Origin of the sequence: Actinomyces israelii DSM 43320, assembly GCF_000711965.1 — a bacterium.
Taxonomy (GTDB): Bacteria; Actinomycetota; Actinomycetes; order Actinomycetales; family Actinomycetaceae; genus Actinomyces; species Actinomyces israelii.
Window position 1 is genome coordinate 45,975 of record NZ_JONS01000024.1, and the last position, 15,497, is coordinate 61,471.

Consider the following 15,497-nt stretch of genomic DNA (forward strand, 5'->3'; position numbering starts at 1 on the left):
TCCTCCTGCGGACACGTCGCAAGGGTACACCGAGCCGTTAGGAGCTCGTCCGCTATGACAACCGATACATTCAGTCATGTCGATCCCGTTGATCCCGTCAGCCTGATCGCCGAGCTTGAGGACGCCGGGGTCGAGCTGTGGGAGGACAACGGCCGGATCCGGTTCAGAGGACCGAAGGGCGCGTTGACCGAGGCGCACAGGGCGGCGCTGCGCGCCGCCCGCGAGCAGGTGATCGTCGCGCTGCGCGAGGCGGCCGCCGCGGGGCAGGTGCACCCGGACCCGGATGGCCGCTACGAGCCCTTCCCGCTGACCGACGTCCAGTCGGCCTACCTGCTGGGACGCTACGATGCCTCCGGGCTGGGAGAAGTGGGCTGCCACAGCTTCGCCGAGGTTCATTACCCGGAGCTCGACCCGCAGCGGGCGGAATATGCGTGGAACCGACTGATCAGACGGCACGACATGCTGCGCTGCGTGGTGTCTCCCGACGGCTACCAGCAGGTGCTGCCGGAAGTCGATGAATATAAGATCCCCGTGATCGATCTGCGTGAGGCCCCAGCGGCGGAGCAGGCGCCCGCGTTGGCCGCCGTCCGGGCAGAGCTCGACCACAAGATGAGCGATCCGTCCAGCTGGCCGCTGTTCGACCTGAGGATCACCCGTACCCGCGAGGACGACATTCTCCACATCTCGTTCGACGGTCTGATCGCCGACTGGAGCAGCGCCGCGCTGCTCATGCGCGAGCTGGAAACGCTGGTCTCGGACCCGGATGCCGAGCTTCCGGAGCCGGCGATCACGTTCCGCGACTACATCCTCGCCGAGCGCCGGCTCCGGGACGGCGGCCGCTACCGCCGCGACCGGCGCTACTGGCTCGATCGCGTGGACTCCCTGCCCCCGGCGCCCGAGCTGAGCTACTCGCCCGCAGGAGACCGGGAGCCGCGATTCGTCCGACATCACCGGCGGCTGCCGTCCCCGCACTGGCAGGCCCTCTCAAGAGCCGCTCAACGGCACAGCATTACGCCGGCGGGCGCCGTCCTCGGCGCCTACGCCGCCGTGCTGCAGCGGTGGAGCAGGAGACCCGCGTTCACACTCAATCTGACGCTCCTGAACCGGCTCGACCTGCACCCCGACGTCCGGCTGCTCGTGGGCGACTTCACCTCGGTCAGCCTGCTCGCCGTCGACGACCCGGGCCATTCCTCGTTCGCCGACCAGGCTGCCGCGCTTCAGGGCCGCCTGGCCGACGACCTCGGCAGGAGGCTCTTCTCCGGCGTCGAGGTGCTGCGGGAGCTCGCGCGGCGCAGAGGCAGGGACGCGGCCGTCATGCCGGTCGTGTTCACCAGCGGCATCGGCGTCGGCCCGGCGGCGAGGACCGGTGCAGGCCAGCAGGGAGCCGGACTGACCCAGACGCCGCAGGTCACCCTCGATTGCCAGGTCACGGACGACGAGGACGGACTGCGGATCGACCTCGACACCCGCGCCGGGGCGCTGCCGGACGGACTCGTCGCGGATCTAGCCGACGCCCTGCTCGACCTCCTGACACGGCTCGGCGAGGACCCGGCCTGGGAGGAGCCCGTCAGCGGCCCCGACCTGGTCCCGCTGCCGCAGTGGCAGCAGACCGAGCGGCAGCAGGCCAACGCCACCGCGGCGCCGATCGGCTCGGCGCCGCTCCATGCGGCCGTGCTCGACCGGGCGTCGCGCACACCGGACGCGCCGGCGGTGATCTTCCCGGAGGGCGCGCTGACCTACGCCGAGCTCATCGGCTGGGCCGGGCGGGTCTCCGAGCAGCTGCGGGAGGCCGGGGTCCAGCCGGGCGACAGCGTCGGAATCGTCATGGACAAGGGCGTCGAGCAGATCGTCGCGGTCCTGGCGGTGCTCCTCGCGGGCGGCGTCTACCTTCCGATCGATACCACCTCACCGCTCGCACGCCGGAACCGGATGCTGCTGGCGGCGGGTGCACGCGTGTCACTCACGCAGAGCCGGATCGAGATCGACACCTCGGTGACGACTCCGATCACTGTGACGGCTCCCCACACGGTCCCCCGAATCGCGGACGTCATCGACGCAGCACATGCCACCGCCCCCGACGCGCTCGCCTATGTGATCTTCACCTCCGGATCCACCGGCGATCCCAAAGGCGTGATGATCAGCCACGCGGCCGCCTGGAACACTGTCGCGGACATGAACGCCCGTTTCGGCGTGAGCGCCGCCGACCGGGTGCTCGGCGTGGCTCAGCTCGGCTTCGACCTGTCCGTGTTCGACATCTTCGGGCCACTGTCGGTGGGCGGTGCACTCGTTCTCCCCAAGGCGGAGCGGCGATCCGACCCCTCGCACTGGGCGAGCCTGGTGGCCGAGCACGGCGTCACGCTCTGGAACAGCGTCCCGGCCCAGATGCAGATGCTGGTGGACCACGTGCAGACCCGGCCGGACGCACTGGGGTCGTTGCGGCTCGTGCTGCTCTCCGGCGACTGGATTCCGGTGCCCCTGTCGGAACGAGTGCGTGCGCTGGCCCCCGAGTCCGTCCTCGTCGCTCTCGGCGGCGCCACCGAGGCGGCGATCTGGTCGATCCATTATGTGGTGGACAGGCCGGTGCCCGCCGGCGCCGCCGGCATCCCGTACGGCAGACCGCTGTCCAACCAGGGCTTCAGAGCCATCGACACGGCGGGCCGGGACGCCCCTGTGTGGGCGCCCGGTGAGCTGTGCATCACCGGAGCGGGACTCGCCCGCGGCTACCTCAACGACCCCTCGCTCACCGCCGAGCGATTCCCCGACCTGGACGGCGAACGGACCTATCTCACAGGGGACCTGGGCCGCTACCTGCCCGGTGGGGACATCGAGTTCCTCGGACGTGAGGACACCCAGGTCAAGATCCGCGGGCACCGGATCGAGCTCGGCGAGGTAGAGGCGGTGCTGCGCGACGCGCCCGGGGTCCAGGACGCCGTCGTCACCATCGCCCGGCATCCCTCCGGAGAGGGCATGCTGCTCGGCTTCGCTCAGCCGCAGCCGCGCGAGCCGGACCTCGAGGCCGTCCGACGGTATGCGGAGGCGGTCACTCGAACGGTTGATCGGACCGCGCCGCAGACGGAGCCGGAGGCCCTGGCCCGGTACGTCGGCTCGGTGCGCTCCGCCGCACTCGGGTCCCTGCTGAGCGCGCTCCAGGCCCGCGGACTGTTCCCCGCGGTCGGGTGCAGGCACACCATCGACGAGATCGTTGAGACTGTCCACCCGGCGGCGCAGTACCGGTGGCTGGTCCGACGCTGGGTGGATGCGCTCGTCGATAACGGAGTCCTGGAGCGCTCCGGATCCGGCTTCACTCTGGTGCGCCGGCTCGATGCGGACTGGGCGCAGGTGGCGCAGTCCGTCCGGTCCGGCCTGTGCACCCAGGGCCTCCTGGACTACCAGCTCGCGTGCGCGGAACACCTCCCGCAGCTGCTCAGCGGCGAGGCAAGTCCCAGTGAGCTCCTGTTCCCGCAGGGATCGGACAGCGACGACCCGTTGGAAATCGCCCACGCGATCTACCGCGACGACATCACCATGCGCTGGCTCAACCAGGCCGTCGCCGTCGCCGCGCACCGTGCTGCGGCCAACCGGGCGGCAGGCGGCTCTGCGGGCTCTGCGGGCTCTGCGCCCGTGCGGGTGATCGAGGTCGGCGCGGGCACGGGATCGACGACGGAATCGGTGCTCCCGGTTCTCGCCGGATTCGACGTGGACTACCTCTTCACCGATATCTCCCCGCTGCTCCTGTCCGAAGCCGCCACCCGATTCGGCTCCCGGATCCGCACGGCGCGACTGGACCTGAACGAGGATCTGCGCGAGCAGGGCTATGCGCCCGCCACCGCCGATATCGTCATCGCCGCCGGAGTGCTCGGCTCCACCCGGGATCCGGCGGACGCGCTCGCCCGGGCCGTGTCGATGCTCATGCCCGGCGGCGTCCTGGTGCTCACCGAGCCTGTCGCCCCGCAGCCGCAGATCCTCCTCACCCAGGGGTTCCTCATGACTCCGCACGACGGCGACCTCGACAACGGCGAGGTGCCGCTCCTGAGCGCCCCGGAGTGGCGGAAGACCATCGCCGGCGCGGACGCGCGGCTGATCGCCGAGCTGAGCGCTCCGGAACCGCTGGGGATGACGGCGTTCGTGCTCATGGCCGCACCGGGGCTGGCGCCGCTGCGGCCCGATGCGCTGATCGCCCGCCTGTCGGAGAACCTTCCCGACTACATGGTCCCCGCGCAGATCCAGGTCGTGCCCGAGATCCCCCTCACGAGAAACGGCAAGGTCGACCGTGCCGCCCTGGCCGGCTGGGCCGTGAGCCCGACCGCGAGCCTCGATGCGGCGGCAGACGGACCGGCCGACGAGCTCGAGGAACGGGTTGCGGCACTCTGGTCGAGCGCGCTGCGGCGAGACGGGCTCGGACGGCACGACAGCTTCTTCGATCTCGGCGCCGACTCGCTGATCATGGCGCGCGTCGCCGGCCGGATCAGGGAGGAGATCCCGGAGGCGGAGGCCGTTGAGTTCGATGTCCTGCTCCGGACCATGCTCAACGAACCGACCCTGGCCGCGCTGTGCGCGCTGATACGCACGCCGATGCGCCCGGATCCCGCTCCAGAGGCGTCCGCCGCGGAATCGGCGGCCGAGCACAGGCGCCGTCCCGCGCCGGCCCGCCCCGAGGCGGGCGTCAGGGCGGAGGGCAGCAACGCGCTCCTGGTCCCGTTCGGCGACGGCGGCCAGGGGCCGCTCAGAGTCATCTTCCACGCCGCCCTGGGGACCCTGGACACCTTCCAGACACTGGGAGGGCTCCTGGCCGAGCAGCGGCTCGGTCCCGTTGTCGGCATCGCCGTCGCGGACTGGGACCAGTACTGCGCCCAGGACCCGGCGGAGCTCGTCTCCCGGCTGGCCGACGACTACACGGACAGACTGATGTCCCAGCCGGCGAACCAGTTCCAGCTGGTGGGTCACTCCCTCGGCGGGCTGCTGGCGGTGGAGGTGGCCCGCCGGATGCTGGAATCGGGCCTGCCGGTCGCCGACCTCACCCTGATCGACAGCGTGCCGATGCTCGTGTCCACCGATGACGAGCTGGCTCTGGAGGCGGTGTTCGTCCCCAATCTCAGGCTCGACCCGGGCGAGGTGGTGCTGGGCGGCGTCGACTCCGCAGACGTATTCCGCGCCTTCATGCAGATCCAGGGGCAGAGCTCCGGCCACGTCCCGGCCGGGGCCCTCGCCGAGGTCGGCGGCGACCCGGGACTGGACGCGGTGGCCGCCGCCTTCGCCGAGCGCTCGGCCGTCCCGCAGGAGCGCCGTCTGGCCGCATACGCGCAGGCGGCCGCGGCGAAGGCGTCCACCGACGTCGAGCCGGAGCTCGTCCCGGCCCTGTACCGGGTGTTCAGGCACAGTCTGCTGGGGTCCACCGTCGACCTGGACCCCTACCTGGGCAGTATGACGCTGCTGCGCGCCTCGCAGCGCCAGTCCTTCGGGATCATCTCGGGAATGGAGGACCTGGCGGTCCCCTACTGGACGCGGACCTGTCTGGGGGAACTCACCGTGATCGACATTGACGGCCACCATCTCTCCTGCATCGAGGAACCGCATGTATTCCGGGTCGCAGAGCTTCTCGGGCGCGCTGTGAGGGCAGAGCAGTGAGCGATATCGCCGTCGGTGTGCTCGGCGCCTCCGGCGATGTCGGCACGCACGCCGCGCGGCTCCTGCACCGGGCGGGGGCGGACCCCATATGCCTCGGCAGCCGCGACATCCGCCGTGCGCGGCGGGTGCTCGCCCATGACCTCGACGGCGTCGGCTGCGCGATGGCGGTCGACGCCGCCGACGAGCGGTCCCTACTGAAGTTCGCGAGCAGGTGCCGGGTCCTGGTCAACGCGGCGGGCCCGTCGTGCGAGGTCGGCCGGCCGGTCGCGCGCGCAGCCCGCGCAGCCGGCGCCGACCTCGTCGATGCCGCCGGCGACGAACCGCTGCACGCATTCCTGACAGGGCCGGGCGGAGACCCGCCGGCCGAGAAAGGGCGCATCGATGTCCTGTCGTGCGGCATGCAGCCCGGGCTGACGGGGATCCTGCCCCGGTTGCTGGCCTCACCCCTGGAGCGCGCGGTGTCGCTCGTCGTGTGGTTCGCCGTCGTCGACCTGTTCACCCGGGCCGCGGCGGAGGACTACCTCGAAGGGACCGCCCGGAAGCTGACCGAGCCGCTGGCGGCCTGGCGCAACGGGCGACGGGTTCCGCGCGCCATGCGCCGCTCGTCGGACCCGGTCGCCGTGCCGGGCATCGATGGGCTCTTCACCGACCTTCCCGTGCTGACGACCGAGGCGGAGCGTCTGGCGACCCAGCTGGAGCTGGTCGATGGCACGTGGCACACGCTCATGGCGCAGGGGCGGGTCGCAGGCGTCCTCGACCGGCTGCACGCGCTGGAGCGCGGCGAGGCCCGTGAGGCGCTGTGCCTGGCCAGCAGGATCGACATGTCGGCCCGCAGGCCGGCGGCCGCGCTGCTGGCCGAGGTGCGCGGCCCCGGCGGCGCCCGGGGCGAGCCGCCGCGCATTCGCAGCGGGCTGCTCCGCGGACCGGGAACGGGCGCGCTCGCGGGGGCCGCGACAGCGGCCGCGGCACAGGCGGTGCTCGCCGGTGAGGTTCCGCCGGGCCTGCACTACGCCGCGGAGATACTCGATCCCGCACGCACCATCGACCGCGTGTGCGCGGCTCCAGGTGTCGAGGTCCGCGTCGTCGACGGCCCCGTTGAGCTGGTGGATCCCGCTGAGGAGGGGGAGCTGTGATGGCGGTGCACGATCACCGGCTGCGGGTCGTCGGCGAGCTGCCGGCCCCCACCGCCGCGATGCTCCGGGACGCGGGATACCGGTTCGCCCCCGACGCCGGGCTGATCTGGGTGGCGCCGGGCGCCGCGCCCGAGCTGCCCGACGGCGCCTGCGAGTCGGCATCCCTCGTCGTTCTCCAGCCGCCGGTCCGGGCGAAGGACTACGCGCAGGTGCTCCGGGCGGCCCGGGCCCCCGGCGTCCCGGTCCGGATCGCCGATCCGGGGCGCCGCCTGGCTGCTGTCGGGCACTTCGTCCTCGCCGCGGGCGCGCTGCGCGGCCTCGGCCCGGTCGCCGCTGTGGAGGCCTCCGCCGACGCCGATCAGATCTACGGGCTCCTGCACATGATCAACGATGCCCTCGGCCGGATCCGCCTGGGCGAACGCAATCCCTCATCCGGCACCTGCTCGGGCACGATCGGCCCCGCCCGACTGCGGATCAGGGTGGAGCAGCGTCAGGTCCTGCGGATCACCCTGCTGTGCGCGGCGGGCGAGCTCATTCTGCCCGGGCCCCACGGCCCGGCGCTCTGGCAGCCGCTCCAGGGCGCCGCGGAGCCGGTGGCGCCGGTTGCGGCACCCACGGATCCCGCCGAGGACCTGCGAGAGGCGGTTCGGGCCGAGCTCCGCGCCCCCGAGTCCACGGCTGCGGCGCTCGGCCGGGCGCAGAAGGAGATGTCGTTGTGCCGGCTGGCCGACCAGCTGACCGGATGCCGCCACGACGCAGAGGCCCCCTCCGCCCCCAGGCCGTCCGGATCCCCTCGGCTGGTGCATGCCGCCGATCTTTTCGCGGGCCCCTGCGAGAAGGTCCTGCCGGCCCCCTTCGCCGAGCTCGCTCGGCAGACGGCCGATGCTGCCGGAAGCGCCGCCGTCGACCCCCAGCAGGTCGACGGACTGGCGCAGGCGACCGCCGTCACCGACGCGTTCAGCCGCGCCGCCATGTATGAGGCGGTCCTGCCGGCGCTGCCGGCGGCCTCGCTGCCCGAGGCGGTCGCAGCGCTGGATACCAGTCCCCGACACGCCTGGCTGGTGCGTCGCTGGCTGGCCGCTCTGGTCGACAGCGGCGTATTGCGGACGGATGAGGGGGGATCGCTGTCGGTGAGTGCGGAGCCCGCCGCGGTGAGCGGAAGAGCGCTCGCCGAGGCGTATGCGCGCCTCGGCTTCGATCCGCTGATGGCCCGGCTCCACGGCGATATAGCGGCTCGTCTCGGCCAGCTGATTCGCGACAGGACGACAATCGAGGAGATTCTCTTCGCAGGCCGGGATATTGTGCCGGCACTCGCCGCCTACCAGGACAACGTCGCCAGCCGGTACCTGAACGCCGCGCTCGCGGACGCCGTCAGCCGGGTCGCCTCGGCGGGGCCGCTCGGACGCCGCCTGCGGGTCGTCGAGCTGGGGGCCGGTGCGGGCGTCTGCACGGCGGCCGTGCTCGATGCGCTGCGAGAGACCGAGGCCGACTACCTTGTGACCGATATCTCCCCGACGCTCCTGTCTGCCGCCGAGGAGCGGTTCGGGGCGGCGGTGCGCCTGGGCCTCCTGAATATCGATGCCGATCTGATCGACCAGGGCTGCGGCCTGCGGCCTGGAGCCGCCGACGCCGTCGTCGCGGCCAACGTGCTCCATAACGCCGCGGATATCGGCCGCAGCCTGCGACGGATTCGTCGGGTGCTGAGACCCGGCGGTGTGCTGGCAGTCGTGGAGTCGACTCGTGACTCGCACGCCGTGCTGACCTCCATGGCGTTCCTCCTGTCCCCGCCCGAGGGCGCGCGCGCCACGGACGAGGTCTTTCTCGACCGGCAGTCCTGGCGGCATGAGATGGCCGGCGCCGGTTTCGCCGTCGCCTTCGACCTGCCCGGGCAGCACAGCCCGCTCGCACTGAGCGGCCAGCACCTCGTCCTAGGAGTGGCCCTGTGAGCGATCACCCGAGCATGGCCGTCTACCGGCCCGACCCCGATGCCCCCGCGGCCCGAGTGCTCGCTGACCTCGAGCGCCTGGCCGTCACCCGGGCGGAGCTGCCCGGCCGCCTCGTGCGGGACATGCTTGTCGATCCGGCGTGCGCGCTGACCGACCTGTCGGCGCTGGAGACGATCACGTGCACCGATGACACGCCTGTCCCCGCCGACGCGGGCGACTTGCTCGGTGCGAGCATCGAGCGCCGCCAGGCGCCCTGCGCAGCCCCTCCGCAGGCGGAGCCGATTCCCGCCGTCGTCCGCGCTCGGCTGCGAACCGGGGCCGAGCGCGCCGGGGACGCCGAGATGAGCGGGATAGCGCTGGGGCCCGCGCTGCAGATGGCCGACAACCTCGATCGGGCGGCACTGCTGACAATGCTGCACGCCCTGAGGATTCCCGCATCGGGTGTCGACGTCGGCGAGGTGATGGCTCCGGTCGTGCCCGAGTACCGTCCCCTGGTGCGGCGCTGGCTGGCCGCCCTCGGGGACCACGGCCTCCTGGAAGGCGCCGGCGGCCGGGGAGGGGCGCAACGGGTGCGGGCCACCCGGGCGGTCGCCGCGACCGATATCGCCGAGTCGTGGGATCGCGTCGAGCGGGGCTGGCGGCAGAGCCTCTCACCCGATTCCGCCCTCGACGGCGCGCCCCGACCGGGAACGGGCTCCAAGACCCTGGCCTACGCCCGCGCCAGTGCCGACAGGCTCCCGGAGCTGCTTCGGGGTGCGGTGTCCCCGATGTCGCTCCTGTTCCCCGACGGGAGCCCCGAGGTCGCCCGAGCCCTCTACCGGGAACCGCCGGTGGGCCGATACCAGCTCGCGGCGGTGGCCGGCTTCGTCTCGGAGCTGGCCGACGCGCTGCCGGGTGACCGCCCTCTTCGTCTCCTGGAAGTCGGCGGCGGCACCGGCGCCACCACCGAGCGGGTCCTGGCCGCCCTCGACGGCCATCCTGTCGACTACCTGTTCACAGATCTCAGCGACTACTTCCTCACGGCCGCACAGGATCTCTTCGGGACGGGCCGCTTCCCCGCGGCCGCTATCCGTGTGGGGAGATTCGACATCGATGGCACTGATGGCACTGATGGCACTGATGGCCCTGATGGCCCTGATGGCGCTGACGACCAGGGCGTCGGCGGCGGTTTCGACGTCGTACTCGCCGGAGGCGTGCTCAACAACGCGCGGGACACCGATCGCTCACTGCGGCTGCTGACCGCGCGGCTGGCCCCAGGGGGATGGCTGCTCATCACCGAGCCGACTCGAGAAGTGCAGTGGATCGCGATGTCGCAGGCCTTCCTGATGACTGCGGCCACCGATGAGCGGCAACGATCCGGGGAGACGTTCCTCTCCCACCGGCAGTGGCTGGCCGCATTCGACCGGATCCGCGAGCTGGACCTGGTCCTCGACCTGCCGCCGACCGACCATCCTCTCCGCCGGGCCGGGCACCGGTTCTTCGCACTTCAGCGCAGCAGCGCACCAACGGCGTCCGGAGCGACCCGGTGACCGGCGCACCCGCGCGCTCCCACGGCTGGCTGAGGTGCCGGGAGCCCCGCCCGGGCGCGCGAGCGCAGCTGGTCTGTTTCCCGCACGCCGGGGGGTCGGCCGGCGGATACCTGCGCTGGTCGTCCGGCCTGCCCGACGACGTCGAGGTGCATGCCGCCCAGTACCCCGGGCGCGAGGACAGATTCAACGAGCCGCCCCGCTCGCACATGTCGGAGCTGGTCGACCCCCTCGTCGAGGCCCTTTGCCCGAGACCCGGGGCCCGACTGGTGCTGTTCGGCCACAGCCTCGGAGGCACGATCTGCTACGAGGTCGCGGCCGGGCTCCAGGCGCGCGGGTGCCCTCCCGATCTCGCCGTCATCTCCGGTCAGAAGCCGCCCTCGCTGCACCGCCCCGGGGACCTCCATCGCAGGAGCGACCAGGCCCTGCTCGCGGACCTCCGGCGCCTCAATCCGCGCAATGCCGACGCCTTCGACCAGCTCGAGCTGATGTCGCTGCTCCTGCCGATGATCCGGGCGGACTATCGGGCGATCGAGACGTATCACCCGCGTGCGAGACCGCCCCTGAGCTGCCCGTTGCTGATCATGGTCGGCGAGTCCGATCCCGAGCTGTCGGCGGCCGACGCCGAGGCCTGGTCGGATTACACCTCAGCCCATATCGAGGTGAAGAGATTCGCCGGAGATCACTTCTACCTCGAATCGAACCGGGAGGCGGTGCTCACCCACCTCGGCCGGGCGCTGGCACGAATCCCCTCTGCAGGAAGGAGTCGCACCCATGACAGTTTTTGATCACGTGCGAAAGGACGGCCCGGAGCGGCCCGCGGATGAGTTCGTGGGGTGGCCGGACGACTTCGCGCAGCGCTATCGCCGCAGAGGCTGGTGGGCCGGACGGACGCTGGGGGAGGAGCTCAGAACCTGGGCCGACCGTCGTGGAGAGCACACGGCTGTCGTCGCTCATGACGGCCGGCTCACCTACAGGGACCTGGACTCGCGGGCCGATGCGATTGCGGCCCGCCTGCAGCGGCACGGCATCGCCCGCGGCGACAATGTCGTCCTGCAGCTGCCCAACAGCGCGGCCTTCGTCGCGGTGCTGTTCGGACTGCTGCGCGTCGGAGCCCGTCCCGTCATCGCGCTGGAGGCCCACCGCCGCTCCGAGATCGAACACTTCTGCCGGCTCACCGAGGCGGCGTCCTACCTCTGCCCCGATGTCGTCAACGGATTCGACTACCGGGATCTGGCCGATCAGGTGGCGGCCGCGGTCCCAGCGCTGCGGAGCACACTCGTCGTCGGAGAACCCGGCCACCATCAGCGCCTGGACACCGGTCCGGCCGCGAATGACGAACCGATCGGGGTGCCCGAGCGGGCGGCCTCCGGCGATCTCGCCCTGTTCCTGGTCTCCGGAGGGACCACGGGACAGCCCAAGCTCGTGCCCCGCACCCATGACGACTGGTCCTACAGCGGCCGGGCGATGGCTGAGACAATCCCGTACGACTCGACCACGGTGACTCTCGTGGGCCTGCCCATCGGCCACAACTGGCCGCTGACCCACGGGATGCTCGCGACCTTCCACGCCGGCGGCACCATGGTGCTGGCCCGCACGCCGGATCCGGTCGAGTGCTTCGAGCTGATCGCTCGCGAACGGGTGACGGACACGGGCCTTGTGCCCGGAATGGCGCTGCTCTGGATGGATGAGGCGCCCTACACCGATGCCGACCTGTCCAGCCTTCGGCGGCTGGCGATCGGCGGCAGCAAGCTCGATCCCGAGCTGGCCCAGCAGGTGGAGCCGGCGCTCGGTGTGCGCCTGCAGCAGATGTTCGGCATGGCCGAGGGACTGATCGGGTTCGTCCGCGATAACGACCCGCCCGAGATGACGGTGCTCAGCCAGGGGCGGCCACTCTCCCCCGGAGACGAGATTCGCGTGGTCGATAAAGCGGATCGCGATGTCCCCGAGGGCGAGGTCGGCGAGCTGCTCGCCCGCGGTCCCTACACGATCCGAGGCTATTACCGGGCGCCGGAGCACAACCGTCGCTCCTTCACCTCCGACGGATACTACCGAACCGGGGACCTGGTCAGGCTGCTGCCGCACGGCTTTGTGGAGTTCACCGGCCGGATCAAGGACCAGATCAACCGGGGCGGCGAGAAGATCGCGGCGCAGGAGGTGGAGAGCCACATCCTCGCCCATCCGGCTGTCCGGCAGGCAGCCGTTATCGGTCTGCCGGATCCCGTTCTCGGCGAGCGCTGCTGCGCGTGCATAGTCCCCACCGGTCCGGCCCCGGACCTGCTCGAGCTGCGGGCCTTCCTCACTGATCGGGGCGTCGCCGCATACAAGCTGCCGGACCTGTGCCGGGCTCTCGGCTCCTTCCCGGTGACGGCGCTCGGCAAGACCGATAAGGCGGCGCTCGTCGCCGTCGTCGGGAGGGGGCGCTGATGAGCGATCACGTCCTGGATCTGCTGACCGGGGGCTGGAAGGCGCGCGCGGTCGCATCTGCCACGCGTTCCGGAGTATTCGACGCCCTGTGCCGGGAACCCGCCGACAGCGTCGAGCTGGCGCACCGTCTGAACCTGCATCAGCCCACTCTGGACAGGCTGCTTCGCCTGCTTGTAGCCGTGGACCTGCTCGCTACGGACCCGGATGGGACTCATCGTCTGACAGATGCCGGGGCCGTGCTCGTAAGCGATCATCCGTCCTCCCTCCGGCGACTGGCCGAGCTGTACGAGGAGCAGTACTTCGATTCTGCGTGGAGGCAGTTCGGAACGGGACTGCGAACGGGAGAGAGCCCATTCGCCGCCGCATTCGGTGAACCGGTTTTCGACTATCTGGACGAGCATGCGCAGGAGGCGTCGCGGTACACCGCGGCGATTGGTGAGGGCGCGCCGCACGGGCGGGTCCTGGCCGCTGCGGCCGGGCTGGGCGCGCCTCGTCATATCGTCGATGTCGGTGGGGGTGACGGCCGCATGCTGACGGGGCTGCTTGAGGTTCACGCGGACGCCCGTGGCACGCTCCTCGACCGCCCGGACGTTGCGCGGCGGGCGACAGCAGCCTTTGACCGGGCCGGTATCGCCGACAGGGCGGTGGCGGTAGGCGGCGACTTCTTCACCGACATGCCGGAGGGTGCCGACGTCTATGTGCTGTCTCGAGTGCTGCACAACTGGAATGACGAGACGTGCCTGTCCCTGCTGCGGGCGATTCGCAGGGCGTCTGGTCCGGACGCTCGGGTGCTGATCGTGGAGCGGATGCTCCGCGATAATCCGCTGAACTTCCCCGGGGACACGCTGGCGTCACTCTTCGACCTGCACATGTTCGTGATGACAGAGGGTCGTGAGCGCACAGAGAGCGAATACGCCTCGATGGCTTCTGCCGTCGGGTTCCGGCCCCGCCCCGCACTGCCGCTCGTGCTAGGTTTCTCGGTGCTCATCGCGGGTCCTTGTGGCGGCGACGGCTGTGAGTGCTGAACTTTGTCCTGCGCGGCCTTGGGGCGGGTCGAGCGGTGATCACCTTTTCAGGCATGGCGGTGAAACGGAGATTCTGATACTGTTCCCCGGTGCCGTTGTGGTTCAGGGGGGTTGGCGGACAGACGTGAGCGATCGGAGGCGGTATGGCATATGATCGTGTCGTGCTGGTGCACGGGGGAATGCTTGGCTCGTGGTGCTGGGAGAAAGTTCTTCCTCTCCTGGGCTGCGACGTGGTGGCTGTAGACCTTCCCGGACGATCAGGGGCCGCTCCGATACCGGCGACATTCGATAACTGGGTCGACACAGTGATACGGGCGACAGCTGGCAAGTCGCTGATCGTTGCGCACTCGCTTGGCGGGCTCGTTGCGGTGGCGGCCGCCAGTCGGGCCTCCGATCGAGTCGCGGGTATCCTGTTCGTCTCAGCTCTTGTTCCTCCGCAGGGGTATTGCTGCTGGGACTTGCTGCCGAAACCGCTCTATCTGGTCCGTCGCCCACTGCGAATCGGAGAACCGCGGGTCGTCATGCCCAAGATGGTTGCCCGGTTCCTCCTGTGCAACGGCCTGAGCTCTGCCGATCGGGACACGATACTGTCGCGGCTCGTGGGAGAACCGGGCGCCGTGCTGGGAACGCCAGTCGAGTACCGGCTCGACGATGGCATTGATCTGACGTACGTGCACACAACGCATGACCGGGCTGTCACCCCGGCCCAGCAGCGTCGTTACGTCGCACTGCTCCCGGACCGCACCCGTCGGCTCCGGCTCGACTGCGGACACAGCGCGATGTACGCCAAGCCCGCCGAGCTTGCTGAGATCATCTGTCAACGGTTGTGAGGACGGAATCTATCCGACTCCATCCGACTCTGCGCCGGTCGTGGGGGAGTCCCCGACCCCGTCGAGGGCTCCCCCTATTACCCACTCTGCGCCGGTCGGGGGGGGGCACCAGCCTGGTTCTCGCGCAGTCGGGCGGTGCCATGAGGCTCGAGCCGTGGTCGGGCCAGGGCCTCCGCCCCGAGGCTGCGGACGGAGGCCATGCGCCCTACGGCCCCACCGGTCGAGCGGGGGGCGGGGCCGGCAGGGCAACCGCCGGCCCCGCCGCTCGGACGAGGGCGGTGCCGCAAGAATCTTCCTCGCGGTCTCGGTTGCGCGCTGCCGCCGGCCCCCGAGGTCGATCGCAGCGCTTGACAGAGTCGCGGAGCCGTCCCCTGCGTGCTGTACGTCATAGCGGGCCGAGTTGACGGGCGAACCGTCGTGGCGGTTAAAGTACTCTGCGTTGCCACGTCGGGTCACAGCCCGGGTGGTGGCGCCACCGGAGGAGATTGACGGGCTGCGGCGGAGCGATCCGGCGCGGCGGCGGTCTTCCGAGAGCAAGTGACGAGGGCCGCAAGGTCCAGAGCTTGACTGGCGGAGACGAATCTGCTTAGTCTAGTCCGGTGCCTTATGGGGCGGTGGTCGGCTCAGGCCGGTCGGTTGCCTCTTGTGGGTGTGTTGTTTGAGATCTCGATAGTGTGCTTGTTTTTTGTGCCATGGTTTGCCTGCTTTTTGGTGGGTGGGCTTGTTTTGTCTGGTGGTTTTGTTTTCTGGTTGTGGTTGCTGCTGTGTGCTGTCCTGTGTGGGGTGGTGTGTGGTGGTGGTTGTGGCTGGGGCTTGTTTTTTTGGGTTGGTTGGTTTTTTTGGAGAGTTTGATCCTGGCTCAGGACGAACGCTGGCGGCGTGCTTAACACATGCAAGTCGAACGGGTCTGCCTTGTTTTTTGCGGGGTGGGTTAGTGGCGAACGGGTGAGTAACACGTGAGTAACCTGCCCCTCACTTCTGGATA

8 protein-coding genes and 1 rRNA gene are annotated in these 15,497 nt (G+C 70.4%); all 9 read left to right on the top strand.

Translation table 11 applies throughout. The annotated features are described in order from the left end of the window. Positions 1–54 precede the first annotated feature (54 nt). A complete protein-coding gene (locus O145_RS09685; protein ID WP_052374935.1) occupies positions 55–5,625 on the top strand; it encodes a non-ribosomal peptide synthetase in 5,571 nt (1,856 codons plus the stop codon). Beyond that, a complete protein-coding gene (locus tag O145_RS09690) occupies positions 5,622–6,758 on the top strand; it encodes a saccharopine dehydrogenase NADP-binding domain-containing protein (RefSeq protein ID WP_052374937.1) in 1,137 nt (378 codons plus the stop codon). Before O145_RS09685 ends, O145_RS09690 begins: the two co-directional genes overlap by 4 nt. Then, entirely contained in the window at positions 6,758–8,704 is a 1,947-nt protein-coding gene (locus tag O145_RS16540) for a class I SAM-dependent methyltransferase (RefSeq protein ID WP_052374938.1), read from the top strand. Before O145_RS09690 ends, O145_RS16540 begins: the two co-directional genes overlap by 1 nt. Next, a complete protein-coding gene (locus O145_RS09700) occupies positions 8,701–10,233 on the top strand; it encodes a class I SAM-dependent methyltransferase (RefSeq protein WP_052374940.1) in 1,533 nt (510 codons plus the stop codon). The genes O145_RS16540 and O145_RS09700 overlap by 4 nt, the downstream gene beginning before the upstream one ends. Next, complete coding sequence (locus tag O145_RS09705; protein ID WP_043562475.1) at positions 10,230–11,018, top strand: thioesterase II family protein; 789 nt, start codon at positions 10,230–10,232, stop codon at positions 11,016–11,018. Before O145_RS09700 ends, O145_RS09705 begins: the two co-directional genes overlap by 4 nt. Continuing rightward, positions 11,005–12,657 carry a (2,3-dihydroxybenzoyl)adenylate synthase gene (locus O145_RS09710; protein WP_084682519.1) on the top strand — a complete coding sequence of 551 codons (1,653 nt, stop codon included), beginning with the start codon at positions 11,005–11,007 and terminating at the stop codon, positions 12,655–12,657. The genes O145_RS09705 and O145_RS09710 overlap by 14 nt, the downstream gene beginning before the upstream one ends. Then, complete coding sequence (locus O145_RS09715; RefSeq protein WP_043562477.1) at positions 12,657–13,682, top strand: methyltransferase; 1,026 nt, start codon at positions 12,657–12,659, stop codon at positions 13,680–13,682. Before O145_RS09710 ends, O145_RS09715 begins: the two co-directional genes overlap by 1 nt. Positions 13,683–13,843: 161 nt before the next feature. Next, positions 13,844–14,512 carry an alpha/beta fold hydrolase gene (locus tag O145_RS17345; RefSeq protein WP_169740339.1) on the top strand — a complete coding sequence of 223 codons (669 nt, stop codon included), beginning with the start codon at positions 13,844–13,846 and terminating at the stop codon, positions 14,510–14,512. 836 nt (positions 14,513–15,348) lie between these two features. Beyond that, positions 15,349–15,497 (top strand): 16S ribosomal RNA (locus tag O145_RS09725); the annotation flags it as partial.

Excerpts from the sequence above, each read along its gene's own strand:
- O145_RS16540 (WP_052374938.1), top strand. The coding sequence starts at position 6,758 with ATGGCGGTGCACGATCACCGGCTGCGGGTCGTCGGCGAGCTGCCGGCC.
- O145_RS09685 (WP_052374935.1), top strand. The coding sequence starts at position 55 with ATGACAACCGATACATTCAGTCATGTCGATCCCGTTGATCCCGTCAGC.
- O145_RS09715 (WP_043562477.1), top strand. The coding sequence starts at position 12,657 with ATGAGCGATCACGTCCTGGATCTGCTGACCGGGGGCTGGAAGGCGCGC.
- O145_RS09710 (WP_084682519.1), top strand. The coding sequence starts at position 11,005 with ATGACAGTTTTTGATCACGTGCGAAAGGACGGCCCGGAGCGGCCCGCG.